The following is a 480-nucleotide window of genomic DNA, read 5'->3' on the forward strand; positions in this document are numbered from 1 at the left end:
AGCTCTTTGGCAGCTCCCCCAGGCTTATCGCAGCCTAACACGTCCTTCATCGCCTCCATGCGCCAAGGCATCCACCAAACGCCCTTAGCATACTTCCAACCTAACCCCCGTATGAGGATAAAAGTCGCAGCGCGAAGCGCTGCTTGATATATCTCTCTCACTCGCCGCGGCCCGAAGGGCCTTGGCTTACGGCCTCGCGGCCGGCCCGCAGTCGCGGGCTGGTCTCAGAGGGGCAAGCCCCTCTTTGACTCCGATCCGTGCTTCCAGACAATCTTTAGTGAAAGATCCTCCGTCACACACATCAAAGCCCAAAACCATATGAGAGTATCAAGCGAACAATCGTGCTGTACTTCACGCCCCAAAATCGGGAACCAGGGTACACAACTCATATTCAACGCATATTCTCCAAGACGTCTTGCGAGAGAACATCGCCGATCTCTTTCTTACAAAATCAATCACAGCATGTCTCAAACGCAAAAC

At 53.5% G+C, this 480-nt stretch carries 1 rRNA gene; it reads right to left on the minus strand.

Going from position 1 to position 480, the window contains the following annotated elements:
• Nucleotides 1–98 (minus strand): 23S ribosomal RNA (locus tag ACOSDM_RS20115); the annotation flags it as partial.
• Between the last annotated feature and the right edge of the window lie 382 nt (nt 99–480).

The organism is Hwanghaeella sp. LZ110 (assembly GCF_048892525.1).
Taxonomy (GTDB): Bacteria; Pseudomonadota; Alphaproteobacteria; order UBA8366; family Aestuariispiraceae; genus Pacificispira.